At 57.1% G+C, this 23,482-nt stretch carries 1 protein-coding gene; it reads left to right on the top strand.

The features are described 5' to 3' along the window. Positions 1-252 precede the first annotated feature (252 nt). Positions 253-23,391, top strand: a complete 23,139-nt coding sequence (locus UH5x_RS07850; RefSeq protein ID WP_482635318.1) for a tandem-95 repeat protein — start codon at positions 253-255, stop codon at positions 23,389-23,391. Positions 23,392-23,482 lie beyond the last annotated feature (91 nt).

The raw sequence follows: 23,482 nt of genomic DNA on the forward strand, positions 1-23,482 counted from the left end.
GGGCATTCGTCCGTTTGAATTGCAACGGTTGTAGCGACGAATTGACAGATTTTCTGACCAGTTTCTCGCCGCCGAGTTGACAATCCAATTATCTTCATACGTCCGGCTAGCCCCCATTGCGCCTCCACCGACGGCGGAACGGGTGCGTCCTAGCCCGCATTGAACGACATTTTTCGACTTTTCATTTGATATTTCGATTCGCTTCGCTGTCACGGTGACCGTGGCTGGATCCCTTCATTCTTTGAGTTTCACATGACGCTTCGCCGCTTTCAGACCATGTTGGGCAACGCAGTTTCAGACGCTTCCTCTCAATCGGGACGAAGATTGAAAGGCCAACCACTCTCGAAATCTCGCCGTGCCCGCAGCGAACGCCGAAGCAAATGGCAGACCGCCGACCGCCGTCTGAACCACGAAACCCTGGAAAAAAGAGAACTACTGGCTGCGGAGTTGGGTTTGGTCGCTCATCCCGTGTTCGCTCCCGGCACCTCGCTTGAGGCGATGGAGCAGTGGGAATCGGAACACGACGATGACCACACCCGGATCACATCCGGGACCAAGCTTCCCACGTTCCAATTTGGGCCCCAGCTCCAACCCATTCTTTTCAATCCAACGGACCCATTGCGTTGGCGCACCTCGGCACTGAATCCAAACGGGGCACCCAACCTAGGCGACCCTATCACGCTGACCTGGAGCATCGTTCCCGATGGAACGCCGATGCTGGACCCCAACACGGGGAACACGACCGGCAACAGTGAACTGGTCGCGTTCCTTGACGGCGTCTACGGAAGCGGAGCGACCAACGAAATCACCGAGAAGCCGTGGTTCAATATCTTTGCCAACGTGTATGACGTTTGGTCACAGGGAACCGGCCTGAATTTTGTTTACGAAGACGACGACGATCAATCGCCATGGGCCGGGGCGGCGAGCATCGGCGAAGCTGACGTGCGGGCCGATTTGCGGATTGCTGGCGCCGCGATCGATGGGAACTACAACGTTCTCGCCGCGAACTATCCACCGTATGGCTTTGGATCCAATGGGCTCGATGGTGACATGATCATCGACACCTCCGACAGCTACTACTCGGACACAGCCAACTCTGCCTTCGATCTCAACATCGAATTGACAAACATTCTCGCTCACGAGATCGGCCACGGCCTGGGATTGGCCCACGTGATGCCAACCAATGGCACCAAACTGATGGAACCATTCATCAGCGCGAACTACTACGGCCCACAAGAAGACGACATTTTCAACATCAACATGTTGTACGGCGACGCGATGGAGCCAAACGACTCTCTCGCCAGTGCGGTCGATTTGGGTGTGCTCGACCTCGCTGCCCAGACGATCACCGATGTGTCGATTGACAGTCCCAACTCCGACGTGGATGTGTTTGCATTCACGCTGAACAACCCAACCGAAATTGATTTGATCGTGACACCGGTGGGAACATCCTACCTGGAAGGCGAGCAAGGGGGTGCCAACCCAGTGAGCGTTGACCGTCAGCGTCAACAAGACTTGCAGTTCCGATTGCTCGACGGAAACGGCAATGAAATTTCGTTGTCAAATGACAACACCTTGGGCGAAGCAGAGTTCCGTGCCAAAGTTCAATTGGCAGAAGGGTCTTATGCCATTGAAGTCTCGGCGTTCTCAGGAACGGATTCGCAAGCCTATCGCATGTCGGTTGGAAACTCCGCCCGCGTTTTGGTCGGCCCAACCTTGCTTGCCATTCGACCTGATGATTCCGGGTTGCTTCAGAATGGCGACACGTTGGAATCAGCCCCCAATGAATTCAACCTGTTCTTCAACGGCGGTGCTGACCTCGACGAAGCCACCATCAACGCTGACACAGTCAAATTGCTTCGCGCCGGGGAAGACGGGATCTTTGGCCCCAATCCAGCCAACCTGGACATCAACGGAAACCCAATCGACGACGATGTCCAAGTCGAATTGGGATACGTTGGGCTGCTGGAATCGGGAAGCATCGAAGCCAGCAACCTGCAGCAGATCGTCTTGCGTCCAGCCAGCAGCGCAGCTCACAACGCGTTCGATCCATCGGTTGGCTTCCCTGATGACCTCTACAAAATTGTCTTGGTCGGAGAAGGCAACTCGCCACTGCAAAGCCTCGCCGGAGTGCCGTTTGACGGCGGCAACAACTTCGAAACAACCTTTCGCCTCAACCGCGGATCTCAGGTCGTTGCGGTCGTCCCTCAACCAATCGTTCGAACCAACGCCACCCAAGCCAACCCGAAGGGCGTTCTCACACAACAATCGGACACGGTTGTCGTGCACTTCGACGGACAACTGTTGGACGTGGGTGACGCAGAAAACCCCGCGTTCTATCGCCTCATCGATACTCGCGCTACCGCGGACAATTCGGACGACCAGCTTGCACCCTTGCAACCCAATCTGGCAACGTACGACGTTGCGGCCGGAACGGTCACGCTCCTGTTTTCCTCTCCCATCCCAGAGGGCAACTACCGCCTGGACATCGGGGAAGCTGGAACACCAGTGGGTGGATCACCTGTTGTCCCAAGCTCAGCACTCACCAGCGACGATGACAACTCGACTCTCCTGACAGCCAGCGATCTGACTGGAACACCAGCGAGCCCCGTGACACTGGATGCATCAGGGGTCCGAATTTCCTCGCAGATCCAAGTCCAATCTGTTCCGCTTGCTCAACGAGTTGGCAGCGAAGATGAACCAGGGCACCGTGAGATTCAGCGAGAACCACATGTCGGAAACAACGAAGGAGTCGGCTTGGAGCTTCCTTCGGCAATCAGCATTGTTCGCTATTACTTCCCCAGCACGCTGGGAGCGGATACCAACGGACAAGACTACATCAACCTGATCACCGAAAAAGAAAAAGAGATTGTCCGCACTCTCTTTGATATTTACGCCAGTCTTTCAGGGTTTGAGTTCGTCGAAACATCTGAGACCACACCTGGTGCAGATCAACTGATGATTGGAAAGGGAGACTTCCGGGCAGTCTCCCCAGGACTCGGTCCAAACGACGGGGTTGCAGGCCTTGCCAACAACACCTTTGCGATTTTGAACGGCTCCATCTACAACCAATCCAACCGATTCTTTGGCGATGGTTTCACAGAAACCATGATGCACGAGATTGGTCACTCCTTGGGCCTGAACCACTCATATGACATCCCATCCGTTCAAGGCGCTGCCGTGCCAAACGACGTGCTGCCGGGTGATCATGATATCGTTCACCTGCAGCGGGTTTCCGCTCCCAATGCAACCGACATCGATCTTTACAAGTTTGCTGTTGGCGAGACAGGCAAATTCACTGCGGAAACCTTCGCCGAACGATTGTCGACTCCAAGCGGCCTGAGCACGGTCCTGACATTGTTCGCAGTCAATGACGATGGAACGCTTGAAATCGTTGCTCGCAATGACCGCTACTTTGGCAACGACTCGTTCCTCAACGTGGAACTGGATGCAGGAACCTACCTGATCGGAGTCAGCAGCACCGACAACGAAGAATACAACCCGCTGGTCCCTGACTCTGGTTTTGGTGGAACAACGGACGGCTTGTATGAACTGGAATTGAAATTCCACGGGGAATCGGCATCGGTTCTTCGAGATGTGGACGGCACTCCGATCGATGGTGATCGTGATGGAACGCCGGGTGGCGTGTTCTCCTTTTACTTCCAAGCCAGCGATGCCGACACCACTGTGTTCGTCGATCGGTTGAATGACCCGAACGCGGCAGCACTGGATGGCTCGGGCACTCTCGGAGACGCATTCGACAACATCGGCCAAGCGCTCCAGCGGGCTGGAGAACGACTTGTGTTCCCGACGGTGGGACTCGATGCGCTGGACGCCACCGATACGTTTGAGGTCATTCAAACGATTGGTGGCACACCCGTGACCGAAAGCTTTGACTTCGGCCCCGGTGGAATCACCCTGGCCCCCGGTGGATCACCAGAGGATGCGGCCTCTGCAGCTGCAAACGCGATCAACTCCGTCCTTCCTGGCGTTGCGACCGTGGTCGGCCGAACCGTTGAATTGACCGGGATCGATCGTCTGGACCTGTCGGGATCGGACACGCTTCTGAACACGCCCAACCTGGTTCGGATCATCGGAAATGACGCCGATGGCGACCCGTCGACCACCGCGGATATCAAGCCCTATCTGATTGGGACGGCGACCAGCGGCGCAGCACTGCGGGACGGGGCCGACTTCCGTGTCCCACAGGGCGTCACTGCGATGATCGACGCGGGTGCGTTGATCAAAATGCGCAAAGCCAATCTTGATGTTGGCTCTTCGTCGATTGACATCGATCGATCTGCCTCTGCCTTGCAAGTCCTGGGAACCCCCGACACACCGGTCTGGTTGCGATCCTATTTCGACAGCACATTTGGTGGCAATTCAACGGGTTCTTCGGCAGCCAATCCACCGGCAGCAGGTGACTTTGGCGGCATCGTTCTGCGTGATGATTCCGATTTGGAATCCTCGGGGATGTTCCTGAACTACATCTCGCACTCAGACATTCGTCATGGTGGGGGCAAGGTATTCGTCGATTCTGCGGAGGCTTCTTTCAGCCCGATTCACATCATCGACGCTCGGCCGTCCATTGCGTTCAACCAAATCACCGACAGCAACAGTGCGGCGGTCTCCGCCAGCCCTGATAGTTTCGATGAATCAAATGGCCGCATCGGCCCTGAAATCGTCGGCAACTACCTGTCCGGCAATACGATCAATGGCCTGTTCATTCGAATTGAAACACAGGATGGCGAAGTCGTCACGAAGCTGACCACACCAGGCCGCTTCAATGACACGGATATCGCGCACGTGTTGACCGAAAATCTGGTGATCGCTGGCAACGTGGGTGGGCGTTATCTCGACAAAGTCACCGGCGAATTGACCGCTCGCGATTCCGGGCGTTTGCTGGTCGATCCAGGCATCGTGATCAAATCCTCCGGATCACGAATCGAAGCCGAGGCGGGAGGCTCCGCCCTCATCGCCGAAGGCACCCAGAATCGCCCTGTCATTTTCACGTCCATCAATGACGATCGATATGGCGGGAGCGGTGTCTATGACACGACGAACACGCCCAACTCAGCAGGGCAGGCTGGTGACTGGGGCGGTTTCTACTTTGGCTACACCAGTTCTGGCAGCATCGACAATGCCATCATTTCGTACGGTGGTGGCGACTCGTCCATCGAAGGTGGATCCGCCAATTTCAACGTGATTGAAATTCATCAGGCTGAGGTCCGAATCACCAACTCGCTGATCAGTGACAACGCAGATGGCAACGCGACGGGTGTCCGAAACGGACGCGGCGCCAACGACGCTGCCACGATCTACGTTCGCGGTGCTCAGCCCATCATCATTGGCAACGAGATCGTCGATAACGCCGGCCCCGCAATCAACATCAATGCCAACTCACTGCAGTTCTCCAACCAACCTGACTACGGGCGGAGTACCGGAAACCTGGACGTGTTCGCGGAATTCGACGACAACGTCGGTCCCTTGGTTCGACTGAACCAGTTCGAAAACAACGGCATCAACGGAATGTTGGTGCGAGGCGAAGTCCTGACAACCGAGTCGATCTGGGACGACACGGACATCGTTCATGTCCTGCAAAACGAAATCACGGTGGGCAACCATCATTCCAACAGTGGGCTGACGCTGCGAAGCAGCGGCAGCGATTCGTTGGTTGTCAAGTTGTCAGGCAACAACGCTGGCTTCACCGCCACCGGCACACCTGCCGAAATCATTGACCGAATCGGGGGCACCGTGACCGTTTCCGGTTCACCTGGCTTCCCCGTCATCTTGACCAGCCTGCAAGACGATTCGGTGGGTGCTGGCTTCACACCGACTGGCGCGTTCTTGTACGACACCGGCAACGATGGTCAGACAGGTGGGCAAAAGGGTGATTGGCGTGGTTTTGAGTTCGATGAATTCAGCAACGATCGAAATGTCGCCGTCGTTCGCGAACGCGAGACTCCCCTGACGGCAGGCAAGGATGAAAATGCCTTCCCTGGTGTCGCCCAGTTCGTGGGCACGTTGGCCCCGGATCAGAAAAGCGGAGACGAGAATCGGCGCCTCGGTTTTGAAGTCCAAGGGTTCATCAGCCCTGACTCACCCAGCGACCTGGACGTCTACAGTTTCGAGGGAACGGCGGGCACGCCGGTTTGGCTGGATATCGACCGGACCGACACTTCTCTCGACACAGTCATCGAAGTTTTGAATGCGAATGGAACGGTCATCGCTCGTTCCCTGCGTTCCACTGACACCAATCTGCCCGGCACGCTGAATGCACTGCCACTGGAACAGAACCCGCTGCTGGGTGGTGATTTCAACTCGGAGAACTTCCGAGACGCCGGCATGCACTTTGTGTTGCCAGGAACCCCGGACACGGTTGGCCGGTACTTCGTCCGGATCCGTTCGCTCGGATCAACGCCGACATCTCTGGATGGTGTCAGCAGTGGCCAGTACCAAATGCAAATCCGACTGCAACAAGTCGATGAGTATCCTGGCAGTACGATTCAGTACGCCGACATGCGGTACGCCACCACAGCCATCGACGTGAGTGGATTGCCAGCACGCAGTCACATCCTCGGTGAAGCGGGCGAAGTCCAGGCAGCGGCAAACAACACCTTCGCAGAGGCTCAACCTTTGCAAAGCCTGTTGCAAAGCGACATGGCAGCGATCTCGATCTCCGGCGACCTGGGGACCGAGCAAGGCGTGACCAATCGCGACCTGGACGTCGACTGGTATCGCTTTGACGCGACTCAGACTGGCATCCAAGTGATCAGCGGCGTCAACGACTCTGCCGGCACAGTGGCGGTCGTCTTTGACATGGACTACGCCGACAAGGCGAACCGTGGTGATACGACGCTCGCTGTCTATGACGGCAATGGTCAGCTGATTTTCGTCGGTCGAGACTCCAACATCGCTGACGACCAGCCGGACACGATTGACTCGGACCCAGACATTGACGATCTGTCGCGTGGATCGCTCGGCACCAAGGACGGCTACATCGGCCCCGTCCATTTGACCACTGGTGGCGAGTACTACATCGCGATCATGGGCAACGGCGTCACACCAAGTGCCTTGATGGGACAATACGACAACCTCGGTCACTTCCTGCAGGACGACGATGGAGACGGAGTCGCGGATAGCGCGGTCCAATCCGAGTCGGGTGAGATTTTTGTCCCCGAAGGCAACGCGGACAACCGTTACGTTCGTCTGGAACCGATCAATTCCGTTGATCGCGTGGTGGAAGATCGCATTGGATTTTCCGGGTACAACACGATCCCACTGGATCCATTTTTGCCAAATGGCATCAACATCCAACCACAAACGTCGATCTTCAACATCGACACGGCAGCGGATGTCGAATCCCACTTGCCAGCATTCACGCTTGAGAACGTGCCGCTGTACGTTGCCACTGACCGCCCGCTGCCCAATGCGGACGATCAACTCTACATCGCGGACGCCTATAACGGTGGGACCTACACACGGCCGGTGTCACCGAACAACTGGTCTGCCAATAACAATGACATCCAAGACATCACCATCCGCAGCGATGGCCGGATGTTCGGGTACCAGCGACAGTCCAACGTCGATGACTCCGTCGGCCAATTGGTCGAGATCGATCCCGCCACCGGCGCGCTGACGGTCGTCAGCCAAGACAACATTCCCGGTGCAACACCGGCGATCAACGCTCGGAATCTCAATGCAAATTTGACCGCCCCGGGCAATCGTTCGGAGTTGAACGACCCGCGTCTGGAAGAATTCACCAACTCGGATGAAGTCGATGCGTTGACATTTGAACGCACCGGCAACATCACCAGCGATCCAAGCTACGACCTCTACTATGTGGTTCGAGAATCAGACGCTTCGTCGAAGCTCTATCGAGCCACTTCGGACGGGGACGCTTCCCCGGTTGCCGCCGCTGCGTCCGGTCCCAACACAGGCGCAAACGTCAAGTACGGCGTCATGGGCAACATCAATCTGCCAGGAGCGACCTATGCGACCGCGAATTTCCAGGTGTTCACCAACGGAAACAACGTCGCCCGGACCAACATTCGGATTCAATCCAATCAGCCTGGTGTGGACGGAGATTTCACGGTCAGCATCAGCCGTCCCAACAATGGCAACCAAGCCGGAATCGGCAACGTCAGTGTGGCAGGACGCACCATTACTTTGATCATCGGCACCGATGCCAACGGAACGGGAGGGCCAACTGCGGCCGCGATCGTGAATGCAATCAACAACGATGCTGACGCTCGACAGATTGTGACCGCGGCCATCTATAGTGGAAACGCAAACAACAACGAAGATGGGAACGACGGCACAGCAGCGAATAACGTTGGCGCAGTGAACTACACCGCCGGTACCGGGACTGCATTGGCGGGTCGCGTCACTGGGATTAGCTTCGACGATCCAGTCGAACCCACTCAGATGTACGGCGTCACCAATGCTGGTGAAATCATTGCCATCGACAAGAACTCGGGGGACGCCACCCTTCTGAACACCGTCATCGGAGCCGACTTCAGCGCACTCGCACTCGGTCCTCAGTCGGTCGAGAACGGTGCGTATGCTGACATGCTGTTCGCAACCACGACCGGTGGTCGCTTGTACGCGTTTGACTTCAATGGCGTCTTGCAAAACATCTTCGCGGGTGGCACAGATTCCGTTGTCTTCAGCGACATTGCTCCTGCCAACGGTGACACCCCGGTCGGCCTCGCGTTCAGCCCCTTGGATCTGAACCTCTGGCACCCCACCACTCGGCGCGCCGATGATGTGGGACACGGGATCAACGAAGCACCCGATGGATCGCGGACTCCAGACGAGATTGAGCAGACGTATGGCGAAGCCGGAGCCGTCGGTGGGGATCGGAAGTTCTCCCAAGCCAGCGGTGGTGCGAGTTTCTACTTCGGACTCGAAGAGTGGATTGCGCCCGACGATTTCGTCAACACGACCCAGGGATACATCACCTACGATGGCCAGGAAAATGCCCAATTCGGGCTTTCCGAGAAACTGCATCGCGACCTGACTTCCAACCCAGCCGTCGTCAACACCTATGCATTGGCAGGCGGTGCCCAAGGCCAATTGGTTTCCAACTCATTCGACCTGGATGGATCGGTGGCGGAAGACCGCCCGACTCTCTATGTCAACTACTTCCTCGAAACAGAAAACCACCCGGGTGAGACGACTGCGAACGGTCAAGATCCATTCCGTGACGCGGCGCGAGTCTTCGTGCTGCGACCGTCGACGGGAGAATGGGAGTTGGTCGCAACCAACAACTCAGCCCTGAGTGTGGCTGATCCGTCACGGACCCCGACAGCAGAACTCCCCGGATTCATCTCGCATCTCTCCGACGCAGGTCTGAACAGCACGACACCCCGAAGCCAAGAAGACCAGATCGTCCAGGAGTTGTTCGACAACACCGGCGCATGGCGACAAGCTCGCATCGACTTGTCTTCGTTCGCGGGAGAAGTTGGTTTGCAACTACGATTCGACTTCAGCACCTCCGGTCGAATCGCTGGCGATGGAATTCCGCCTGCGTTTGGTGAGATTTCCTCCGACTCGCGTTCCAACGCAACCCTGAACAACTTCTTCGAAGGCTTCTACATCGATGACATCATCGTTGGGTACGCCGAGCGGGGTGAAATGGTCACGGTTCCTGATCAAGTCCCTGCTGTCGAAGGTGCTTTACAAGGCACGACGCGAGCAATCAATCCGGACTCCGGCACCTTTGAACTGTTGAGCGATGCTCGATTCAGCAATCCGGATCCGAATCGCAACCCCGAGATTCTTTCGGGCCCCTATCAAGTCGAAATCCGACGGGTGGATGAGTACGCGACGCTTGCAGACGCCAATATCCTGCCGGACTTTGGTTTTACCTTCGAACCGTTCGACACCAACGACCGCCACATTTTGTCGGAAGATGGTGTGACCATGTTTGGCGGAACAACCGGATTGCTGGCGGATCAGAATCGCGAGCGACAACAAGGGATGTTCATCATCGACTCGAACTTCATTTCCGACTCAGAAGATGTCGGCATTGACGTTCAACCGGGCACGGCGGAAGAAACAGGAGTTCCTCACCAGGGCTCACTGATCAATTTCCCGCAGCTGAACTCGCCTCGCTTGGTCCCCGGCGTGGTCATTCAAAACAATGTGATCTCCGGTGAATCAGCCATCCGATTCGCTGGCGAGACGACCACCGAAGCAGGGCGTTCGGTTCCGTTCGGTCGGATCATCAACAACACGCTGGTTGGATTCGGCGACGGAACCGGCATCGATGTGATTGGGCAAGCCGCCCCCACCATCATCAACAACATCCTGTCTGAATTCGGCACCGCCATTGACCTCGAAGGCTTCAATGCAACCAACACCGTGGTTCGCAAAAACTACTTCCAAGGCAATGCAAGCAACGGCACCACTGGAACCAACCCCGAGTTGGCGGGAACCAATGCGCCACTGTTCATTGATCGCTCTTCGCGAAACTACTACCTGGCTGCGGGCTCGGCGGCCATCGACAACTCACAAGAAACATTGGCCGACCGTTTGGACTTTGTCACGTTCAAAACGGAACTTGGAATCGCCCGTTCGAACATCGACGCGCCCCAGCGGGATGTGTTTGGGCAGCTCCGAGTGGACTCCGGTCAATCCGGCGGTGGCAGCGGAGCGGACCCGTTCATCGACCAAGGTGCGATCGACCGGGCAGACACGGACGCTCCCTACGCTGTGCTCCTCAAGCCAATCGACGACGACAATGCTGGTTTGGACCAAGACCCTAACCCCACGGTTGTCTCGCTTGATGATCCAATTCTGGATGTCTTCTCGATCCTGATCGGCGACGGTCGCGATGAGAACTCACCGTTCGAAGGAACCGGAATCGACCCAGCGACGGTCGATCGAGACGCGATCCTTGTTCGCCGCAACAACATCGAACTGGTCGAAGGGGTTGACTATCAACTCGGCTTCAATGGCTCGACCGGCGAATTGCGTTTGACTCCATTGACGACTCTTTGGCAACCCAATGGCGTCTATGAAATTTCCTTGGACAACCAACGAATCGCCGACCGTGCAGGCAACTTGTTGCGTCCGAACCAGCAAGACGGCTCGACGAAATTCACGATCATTTTGCCAACGGTGAACTTGGACTATGGCGATGCCATCGACGGCTTTGGGACCATCCTGGATTCCAATGGTGCTCGTCATGCAATCATTGATGGCGGCCAAATCCGTTTGGGTCAGATCATTGATGCCGAACGCAACGCAGCGATTGCCGGCTCACCGACGGCTTCCGATGACGATCGACTTCCCGTCCTCATCACCCTTGGGACCGGTGCTTTCCAGGCCCCCATCACGACCGCTGGCGTCAGCCTCATGGAAGCGGTGCAAATGCCCGTCCTGGGCGACACCTTGACCATCGACATTGGCAGCCCTCGTGGCCCAGTGACCTTTGAATTTGTGACGGTCGGCCGCTCAGCCGAGCCAGGAAACTTGCCGGTCATCTTTGATGACACCGCCTTGACCGATCCCGGTGAAGTGCTGGACCAACTCAATGCATTCACTTCCGATGTGCACGATGCAATCGCCGAGGTCTTTGAAGACTTCGGCTTGGCTTTCGATGTGGAATACGCCGCGGGAACGACAACCGTTCCCGCGACCCAACCATCGCTGTCGTTGACCAATTTCGATGACGAAGATGGTGTTGGAATCGGTACCCCCAACACGGAACGTGAGATCACGGTCACACCTTCTGATCCTGCCTCATTGGTCATCGCAGCATCGCCCGCCAACCCGGTCACGATCGATGTCCAGTCCATTCCAGCAAGCGGTGACCAGGTCGTGATCGACCTCGGCACAGCCGCGGGCGCCAAGACATTTGAGTTCTTGCTCAGTGATCCAGCAGCAGTTGGGCAGCAAGCTTCGACCTCGGGAACCATCGCGGTACGCTTCGATGCTGCCGACACCGTGAATGATATCGCGGCACGCTTGGCCGCTCGCGTCGACCAAGCCCTGGCGGGCTATGCCACCAACCTTTCGGCAACCTTTGCTGGAAGCATTGTGACACTCGAAAATCAAACCACCGCTCAAACGGTGTTTGTGGATTCATTGGCAGATCCCAGCAGCGTCTCGATCGGAGTTCTGGGGTATCTCAACCCGAACAACACCAATGGCGCATCGATTTTGGTCAACGCTCCCAACGGTGGCTTCTTGGACGCTTGGATCGACTGGGATCAAAACCAACTGTTTGACCCACGAGATTCATCCGAGGACGGCGGGGAACAAATATTCCGCAGCATCCCGTTGTCAGCCGGCGATAACATTCTGAACATCGTGACGCCGACGACCGCATCCAGCGGAATGTCCTGGGCGCGTTTCCGGATCTCACCCGAAGGTGGCTTGGCCTCAGACGGACTGGCCGTCGGTGGGGAAGTCGAGGACTACCAAGTTGAGATCATCCCGGCTCCGATCCCGACCCCGCAAGATGATCGCTACGACATCCTGGAAGATCAGTCGTTGTTGACAGCAGAAATGGGATTGTCGTCCGTCTTCTTTGGGCCCACCGTTGCCGCAGACGACTTGCTCACCCCGTTTGCTCCCACGACCGTTGTGTTGGTCGACGGACCAGCTCATGCCGAGAACTTCTCGATTGATCCACTGACGGGTCACTTCCAATACGTCCCGAAAGCCGACTTTGCCGGTATCGACACGTTCACCTATCGCTTGGCTGATCAACCCACGTTGGTGGACAATCCAGTCCTCGACGTCAACGGCGACCCGATCGGGCTCGCCACGGTGACGATCAACGTCGACCCCGTCAACGATGTGCCGTCGGTTGAGAATTTGACGTTGCTCGCGCTCGAAGACACGGAGCGCACCTTCACCGCCGATCAACTGAAAGCCAGTGCATTCGGTGATGGCAACCGGGAGTTCACTTTGACACTCCCCGATGGCTCGACTCAGCCGGCGCCTTGGGATGAGTCGATCCAAACCTTCAACGTCATCTCGTTGCAAACCACTGTTGGTGGCATTGTCACCGACATTGACTCAAACACGGCGATTCCAGCTGATGGCTTCAAGACCCCTCGCGGTCGCATCACGCCAACTTGGGAAGCGGGAACCGGTTTCCTGGAAACCATTCTCTATCTCGCCGACACCGACCTGAACCAAGACAACGCGAGTGGCAACTCGCTGCTGCGTGACGAATTCCAATTCACCATCGAAGACGATGGCGTGCTGGTGAATCCAGGTGCGGATCTGGTTGATCCAGCCGACGACATCACCTCCGTCGGTGCAAAACTGACCGCCCAAGCGACCGCTGAAATCGATGTCAAACCCAAGAACGACGCCCCTGTCGCTGCGGAAGACTTGATCAGCGAAAACAATGCGGCCTGGAACGCGTTCTTTGTCGGCCCCGACCCTGCCAACCCTGTTTCGGCCGTCCCTGTCCCAACCGAAGACACGACGCTGGTCATCCCATCCGCGTTCCTGATCGCCAATGACAAAGAAGCTCGTGACTCAGCGGACGATGAAAACGACAACACCAACGACAGCGGACTGACCGTCACCGACGTGAGCGCCACCAGTGCTCTGGGCGGAACCGTTGCTCTCGATGTCGATGGAAACATCGTCTACACGCCAGCGCTCAACACTTACGGCGAAGACTCCTTCACCTACACGGTGACCGATGGAGGCATCACATTCGACTTGGGAACCGAAGCGGCCCCGGGATCGATGGTTGAAATCGACGACTTCTTGACGCACACCGCGACCGTCCGCTTGCTGATCAAACCGGTCAATGACGCACCGCAAGCTGACAGTCTGTCTCTCGAGTTGCTGGAATATGAAGAGTTCGTTGACGGGTCGGGTGATCCCAACCCGGTCGCGAAAAGCGATGGCAACGGCCTGAAAAACTTCACCAAAGACGACTTGCTCCGTCTCGGTGCCGCCGGATCGGCTCTGGAAGTCACTCCACCAGCTGACTTCCCGGCCTTGTTCAACGAAGATGCCCAAGACCTCCGAGTGATCCAAATTGGCGTGCCGGCAGCTGCCGTTGCTTCGATCGACGCTCGTCTTTTGACCTACGACGCGGTCACAGGGTTGGCACCGGTTCAAACCTTGGCCACGACGCGAGGCACGCTGACACTGACGTTCTCGTTGGTTCCGGATGCCGCGAACCCAGGCAGCTTCTTGGCGGACAGCGGCGAGTTCGTGAGTGGGACTTACGAACCCAACGATGACTACAACGAAGAAGATCCATTCGCCCCCACGGATGCGACCGACCTGTTCACTTACTTCGTGGAAGACTTCTCGGAAATTCCTGTCCCAGGGGCAACGAACTTCCCTAGTGAATCTGCCAATAGCGTGGGCCACGGAAGCCTGACCAGTGCCGCGGCGACCGTGACGATGACCACTCATGCGGTCAACGATGCCCCTGAGTTCCCCACCTTCGACACGGTGACCTTCGCCGAAGACATCAACGACACCGGCGATGCCTTCAACACCGTCTTCTATGACATCTATGGTGAATCCGTCATCGCGTCAGCGGACCCGAGCGTCCATGACTTGGATCCAGCCATCTTCGTCAGTCAGGCAACCGCCGAAGACGAACGCGGCAACGACAACGGTGCCCTCGCGACTCAGTCGCTGAGCTTCAGCTACAACACGCTGTACGAACCAGCCGGAATGTTCGAATCAGCTCCGGTCCTCGATGAGTACGGCGTCCTGACGCTGACACCACGTGCCGATGCCTATGGTTACGCCGTCTACACGGTCACCATGACCGACGATGGAAAGTCATACGATCCAGGCACTGGAACCTTGGTCGATGACTTCCGCAGCATCACCCGAACCCTGACCGTGCACATCACACCGGTCAACGATGCCCCTGTCACTGTGGATCGGGCACTCGAAGTCACCGAAGCCGAAGAATTCGCCAATGGAACCGATGCCCCCACCGGGCAAGTCGCTTCAATTGACTTGGATCCAGCCCAATTCCTTGGCACCATCCCGGAAAACCCGGAACTGGCCGAGCAAAGTGACTTCACCGATGACATCGACGCGGTCGATGAATTCGATGAAGAAGAACAAAGCCTGCGAGTCGTCGAGTTCACGGTCACGCTGGCCGATGGATCCACCGTCGTCGTCGATGCCGAAAACAACAACGGCGCCGAACTGACACTGGCCACTGGTCGCATCACGTTCAACTTCGATGACATCTTGAGCGGTGGTGCTTACACCAGCGGCATTTACTACCCCAACGTTGACTACAACGAAGAATCACCGTTCGCGGCCAACGAACAGTTCACTTACGTCGTGGAAGACTACGGAACCACCTCGATCCCAGGATCGCAGTACATCAACAGCGGTGCAGCCGACCAAGTCGATTACACCAACGACGGTGCCACGCCTCCTGTCGGGCTGAACAATCGCTCGGCACCGCAGACGATGACGCTCACCACCCGTGCCAAGAACGACGTCCCTGAGTTCCCCGTGTTCGACACGGTGACCTTTGCCGAAGACATCAACGACACCGGCGATGCCTTCAACACGGTCTTCTATGACATCTATGGTGAAGCCGTCATCGCGTCGTCGGACCCATCCGTTCACAACTTGGATCCAGCCATCTTCGTCAGTCGGGCAACCGCCGAAGACGAGCGTGGCAACGACAGCGGTGCCCTGGCGACTCAAACGCTGAGCTTCAGCTACAACACGCTGTACGAACCAGCCGGAATGTTCGAAGCCGAACCGGTCCTCGATGAGTACGGCGTCCTGACGCTGACACCTCGAGCCGATGCCTACGGATACGCTGTCTTCGAAATCACCTTGACCGACGATGGAAAGTCGTACGACCCAGGCACTGGAACCTTGGTCGATGACTTCCGCAGCGTCACCCGAACCCTGACCGTGCACATCACGCCGGTCAACGACGCACCCGTCACCGTGGATCGGGCGCTCGAAGTCACTGAAGCCGAAGAGTTTGCCAACGGAACCGATGCCCCCACCGGTGACGTCGCCTCGATTGACCTGACTCCAGACCAATTCCTCGGTAACACCACCGAGAACGCGGAACTGGCCGAGCAAAGTGACTTCACCGATGACATCGACGCGGTCGATGAATTCGATGAAGAAGAACAAAGCCTGCGAGTCGTCGAGTTCACGGTCACGCTGGCCGATGGATCCACCGTCGTCGTCGATGCCGAAAACAACAACGGCGCCGAACTGACACTGGCCACTGGTCGCATCACGTTCAACTTCGATGACATCTCGAGCGGTGGTGCTTACACCAGCGGCATTTACTACCCCAACGTTGACTACAACGAAGAATCACCGTTCGCGGCGAACGAACAGTTCACTTACGTCGTGGAAGACTACGGAACCACTTCGATCCCAGGATCGCAGTACATCAACAGCGGTGCAGCCGACCAAGTCGATTACACCAACGATGGTGCCACGCCTCCTGTCGGGCTGAACAATCGCTCGGCACCGCAGACGATGACGCTCACAACCCGAGCGAAGAACGACGTTCCTGAGTTCCCCGTCTTCGACACGGTGATCTTCGCCGAAGATATCAACGACGCGGGCGATGCCTTCAACACCGTCTTCTACAACATCTATGACAAGGCCGTCATCGCATCGGCGGATCCGAGCGTTCATAACTTGGATCCAGCCATCTTCGTCAGTCGGCCAACCGCCGAAGACGAGCGTGGCAACGACAGCGGAGCCCTCGTAACTCAGTCGCTGACGTACAGCTACAGCACGCTGTACGAACCAGCCGGAATGTTTGAGTCAGCACCCGTGCTCGACGAGTACGGTGTCCTGACGCTGACGCCACGTGCCGATGCCTACGGATACGCCGTCTACACGGTCACCATGACCGACGATGGAAAGTCTTACAGTTCGGGCACCGGAGGCCTTGTCGACGACTTCCGCAGCATCACCCGAACCCTGACCGTGCACATCACGCCGGTCAACGATGCCCCCGTCACTGTGGACCGGGCTCTGGAAGTGGAAGAAGCCGAAGAGTTTGCCAACGGAACCGATGCCCCCACCGGTGAAGTCGCCTCGATTGACCTGACTCCAGACCAATTCCTCGGCAACACCGCCGAGAACCCAGAACTCGCTGAGCAAAGCGACTTCACCGATGACATCGACGCGGTCGATGAATTCGACGAAGAAGAACAAAGCCTGCGAGTCGTCGAGTTCACGGTCACGCTGGCCGATGGATCCACCGTCGTCGTCGATGCCGAAAACAACAACGGCGCCGAACTGACTCTGGCCACGGGACGCATCACGTTCAACTTCGATGACATCTCGAGCGGTGGTGCTTACACCAGCGGCATTTACTACCCCAACGTTGACTACAACGAAGAATCACCGTTCGCGGCCAACGAACAGTTCACTTACGTCGTGGAAGACTACGGAACCACCTCGATCCCAGGATCGCAGTACATCAACAGCGGTGCAGCCGACCAAGTCGACTACACCAACGACGGTGCCACGCCTCCTGTCGGGCTGAACAATCGCTCGGCACCGCAGACGATGACGCTCACCACCCGTGCCACGAACGACGTCCCTGAGTTCCTCCCGTTCAACACGGTGACCTTCGTCGAAGACATCAACGACACGGGCGATGCCTTCAACACCGTCTTCTATGACGTTTACGCAGGTGGCTTGGTCGCCAATTATGACCCAGCTGATCCGATGCGTGATCAAGCCATCTTCGTCAGTCGTGACACGGCATTCGACGAGCGTGGTGACGAACTAGGATTCGCTCCCACTCAGTCGTTGACCTACACGTTCACATCCCTGGCGAGTTCCTCGCCTGCGGGGATGTTCGAAACGTTGCCGACCATGGACGACTTCGGTGTCTTGACGCTGACCCCACGTGCGGATGCTTACGGCTGGGCGGTCTTCGAAGTGACTGCAACAGACGACGGAGCCGACTACGACGATGGCACCGGAGCGCTGATCAGCGCACCTCGCAGCATCACTCGAACGTTGACCATCAACATCACGCCGGTCAACGATGCTCCTGTCAGTATTGACCGAGATCTGGAAGTCACGGAGGTCGAAGAATTCTCGTCACCGAATGACCTTCCAACCGGTGCGGTTGCTCGACTGCCGTTGCTGCCAGGCGACTTCCTGGGCGGAACAACGGACAACCCAACCTTGGCAAAAGCCAGTGATTTCTCAAACGACACGGTGACTTTCGAGGAGTTTGATGAAGACGAACAAGGTCTCCGCGTCGTCGAGTTCACAGTCACACTCGCCGATGGCACCCCGCAAATCGTCAATGCTGGCAACTATGTCAACGGCACACCAATCGAGTTGTTCAGCGGCACGATTTCGTTCGAGTTCTCCTCATCCACTGGCGAGTTCATCGAAGGCGAATACCTGCCAAACGTCGACGTCAACGATCAACTGCCATTCGAACCAACGGAAGTCTTCCAGTATGTCATCGAGGACTTCGGTCCGACATCGATTCCTGGCAGCGACCGACCAGATCCGGATGCCACCGGATCCATCGACTACACCACCGTGGGCGGAGTCGGTTCGAACAACCGTTCGCAGCCTCGCGACATGACGTTGACCGTCCGCGCTGTCAACGATGTGCCTGAGTTCCCTGCCTTCAACACCGTCACATTCGCCGAAGACATCAACGACGCCGGGGGTGCCTTCAACACGGTGTTCTATGACATCTACGGTGGGCAAGTCATCGGCAGCAACAACCCGTTGGTGCACGGTTTGCCTCAAGCGATCCATCCGGGACGCGCCACCGCGTTGGACGAACGCTCGGTTCAAGAACTGCACTACAGCGTCAGCGTGATCTCCTCCCCTGCGGGCATGTTTGCCAGCGATCCATTCCTGGATCGATTTGGTGTGCTGCAACTGCAACCCAATGCGGATGCGTATGGCTACGCCGTGTTTGCCGTGACGATGACCGACGACGGGCAATCCTACCTTTCGGGTTCGATGCAAGATTCCCCTCGCAGCATCACGCGAACGCTGACGGTCAACATCACGCCTGTCAACGATCAACCGATTGCTTACGACCGGGAACTGACCGTCAACGAAGTGGAAGAGTACTTCCCAATCACGGGTCAACCGACCAACAGCGTTGCGGTCCTCAACCTCACGCCAGAAACGTTCTTGGAAGGCACCTCAAGCGACGCCCAAACGGCAGACTTCGCCGATGGCGTGGTGACCTCGAACGAGTTTGACGAAGACGAACAAGACCTCCGGGTTGTTCAGTTCACCGTCACGAATTCCAACGGCACACCAACCGTCGTCAACCGAGACAATTTGAATGACGTCGCGATTCCATTGGCAACGGGCACAGTGACCTTCCGCTTCGATGCGTCCGGTGCGTTCACCGGCGGCCAGTACTTGCCAAGTGTCGACTACAACCAAGAAGACCCGTTCGTCGATTTCGAACGCTTCAACTACATCGTCGAAGACTTCGGCGAAACAACCGTTCCAGGTTCCGACTACATCAACGGTCAAATGACCCCGCCGGCCGCTGGATTCCAGCAATCGGATTACACGACCGTTGGTGGTGTTGGATCCAACAATCGCTCGGAATCACGCCGCGTGACGATCCGTACGATTCAAGTCAACGATGCACCTCGCGTCGAATTCCGCGAAACGGTCGACATTCGAGAACGCGATGACAATCGCGGGACCAGCCTCACGGACTGGGCAACACGTCGAGATCCAGCTGAAACCACGGCCCTGGACGAATTTGATCGTCAGGACGTCTTCTTCACCTTCAAAGAATACGTCAGCCAAAGCGTGACCGATCTGTTCCGTCCGGGCTTCACCCCAGAAGTCTCAGACGATGGCACGCTGACCGTCTACCCCTCTCCCGATGCGGTTGGAACGGGCGTCTTCGTGATGATTGCGACGGACCGCGTGTCGGACACCGATCCATTCACGGCAAAGTCAACGGAAATGACCGTCACGGTCAACGTTCGCCCAGTCAACGACGAACCGCGATTGTCGAACCTTGCCCCGACACCTCAGACCGGTTCCATCGACGATGCCTACGAAATCACGTCCGATGGCACCTTGATCGTCACGATGAAGGAAGACAACACGGCCAACGACGGGTCAACGGGAACGGCCTATTCCATTCCACTGCGAACGGGCGTCCCGGGCTCACGCCCTGGACTTTTGGACATCTACACACCTGGTCCAGCCAACGAATCCGATGGCACCTTGGGTGGAGGACAATCGGTTGAGTTGGTTCCGTTCACCACGCTACCAACCACCCTGGGCGGTTCGGTGACTTACGTCCCAGCCGACGGGGCAACTCCCGCTTCGCTGGAGTACACACCTCCGATCAACGTGAACTCATTGAACAACCTGCCCGACTCGTTCACCTACCAAGTGATCGATGACGGCACCAACTTCAACATCCGGGATCAGATTCTCGACCCCACGCCGTTGACTCGAACGGGACGCATTCAGTTTGTGCTCAACCCGGTCAACGACCGTCCTGTGTTTGACATTGCACAAACCGTGATCAATGTCAGCGAAGACGCCAACATGTTTGTTCGCAATGACTTTGCGTTCAATGTCTTCGGCGGGCCGACACCAACGGCCAATGACGAGTTCAGCTTGACCGCGGCCCAAGCGGTCACGTTCAACCGAATCGAACCGGTCAATGTGACGAGCACTCAAGCGGCCCAAGCCTTCACGACACTTCCAACAATCGTGCCAGCCGGCCACCTGACGTTCCAAGCCGCACCGGGCGTGTTTGGCGACTTCGTGTTCGATGTCTATGGTCAAGACAATGGCCAGGGCCCGAACTTCGGGCGCGGCGACTTGAATGAGTCGTTGGCTCATCGAATCACGATCAGCGTCTTGGCCGTCAACGACGCTCCGATCCCTGCCAATGGCACGGGTGACACGATCACGATCGTGACTCGCGAAGACAGCACACTGGCGATTCCGATCGATGGTGCGATCAACGGTTCGTTGCTCGGCAACTTCATCGCTGGTCCTGACTCACCAGTGGATGGACTGCCGGACGAAAATGATTCGCAGGTCTTGTCTGCCGTCAACGTTCCGTTGCAAACCATGTCGGGTGGAACACTGACTCCGTCGCCAAACGGTGCCGGTGCCACGTCGTACATCTACACACCTCCGTTAAACTTTGTTGGCACAGACCAATTCGTTTACGAAGTCAGCGACGGTGATCTATCGAGAACCACGCCGGCAACGATTTCGCTGGTCGTGGCCCCCGTCAACGATGCCCCCATCATTTCCCCACTCGCACCAATCGTCGTGGAGGAAAGTGCTGGCACCGTCACACTTCCCGATTGGCTCGGGAACGTTTTAGTTGGACCTCCCGGAACTGGAACTGGCGGTCGCGCCAGTGATGAATTCGACGGAACCGGAACCGCGGGTCCCCAAACGATCACGGAGTATCGATTCTCGTACGTCAGTGGTGACACCGACCTGCTGACGACATCGCCTGGAAACCCAACCGGGTTGCAAATCCTGGCCGATGGCTCGCTGCAGTTCATGACTTCGGACGAAAACAGTGGCTCAGCAACCTACGAGTTGGTGGCCGTCGACAGTGGCCCCAATGACCCGGCCAATGGCGACATTCAGGAGAGTGCTCCGGTTCAGTTCACTCTGACCGTGGCCAACGTGAATGACTTGCCAACCTTCACGGCTGGCCCCGCTGTGACCGTTTTGGAAGACAGTGGAATGTATTCGCAGCCTTGGGCCACCGACATTTCGACGGGACCAGGCAACGAAGGCGATCAAACGGTGGCGTTCCTCGTTCAGGTTCCATCCGAAGACCAAGATCTGTTCTCGGTCCAACCTGCGATTGACGAAAACGGCGTGCTGACCTTCACAGTGGCACCGGATGCCGCAGGCAGCACCGACGTCACCGTCACGCTGCAAGACTTTGACAACGGTGTCTTTGCTGGCAGTTCCCAATCGGTCTCGCTGCCAATCACGATCACCGACCAGCCCGACCTTCCGGTCGCCGTGGATGACTCGTTCACGACCACCGAAGACGCGGTGCTGTTCTTCACCATCGAAGACTTGTTGGCCAACGACAGCGACCCTGACTTGAGTGACATCCTCAGCTTCGTGGAATTGCAAACCTCCACCGAGTTGGGTGCCACCGTCGAAGTCAATCAAACGACCGGCGAAATTTCCTACACACCGATGAACTCGGCTGCCATTCAGTCGCTGCGTCCCGGTGAAACAGCAACCGACACGTTCCAGTACGGACTGCAAGACGACAGTGGCGTGACCAGTGTTGTGACCGCGAATGTCACTTTGACCATCCAAGGTCGCAACGACGCTCCGATCGCGATCAATGACCGTGTGTTCATCGAATCGGTTGGCACGACGGTTTTGGATCAGATGCGAGATCCGTTGTTCAACGATTTCGACGTGGATGGCATCCTGGACCGAACCTCGCTGACAGTGGTCGTCGAGCCTGAGTTCGGCACGCTGTCGGATGACAACGGGGTGCTGACGTATCTGCCTGGTCCTGATTTCGCCGGCGTCGACACGTTCACCTACACGATCGCGGACGACCTGGGCCAAGCCAGTGCTCAAGCCACCGTCGAACTTCAAGGCCGTCCGACCGCGGATGACTTGTCAGCGGGAACGTCCGTGGGCCGAACTGGTGCGATCGACATTTCCGATAGCTTCAACACCGCGTTTGATTTGGACTTGGCTTCGATTCTGATCACGACCCAGCCAACCAATGGCATCGCGGAAGTCATCGATGGCAAGATCATGTACACGCCAGAGGCTGGTTACACCGGCCCGGACTTCTTGATCTTCACAGTCGCCGACATCAACGGAAACCGCAGTGCACCGACTCGCATGAACCTCAACACGGTTGAGAGTCGATTGCAAAACCCAGTCAACTTCTCCGATGTCAACCGCAACGGCGAAGTCACCGCGCTCGACGCACTGCTGGTCATCAACCGACTGAATGAAGTCAGCGGCAGCTCCAGTGGTGAGAACATCCCGGTCACCGATGCGGACTACGGCATTGGGACCAACAACGGCGTGGAGGAGCAGTTCTACTACGACCAGAGTGGTGACGGCTTCATCTCCTCGTTGGATGCCTTGCGGGTGATCAACGAGATCAACGCTCAAAGCCAGGCTGGATTCGGCGAACCCGCCGGTGAGGCCGCTGACTTGTTGGTGGACGACTACCGTTCCGCCGGCCTGGGTGCTTCGACCTCGATTGCAGCCGAATCGGTTGAATCGGGATCGTCGAAGGTCACTGGATTGACCTCGAGTCAGACCGAGGTGGACGTGATCGACTTGATCGCCGACGAGCAATCCAAACGCGATGGCGATGATTCCGATTCGATGGAATCGCAGTTGGATGCCGCGATGCGAGAATTGTTCTAGGACAAACCGCCCGCGAACGAACGGAAGAGAATCGGGCATCGTTGGGACCTGTCTCGACGATGCCCGCAGGTTCAAGGAACCGCTGGGAGAG

Source organism: Rhodopirellula sp. UH5, assembly GCF_056839225.1.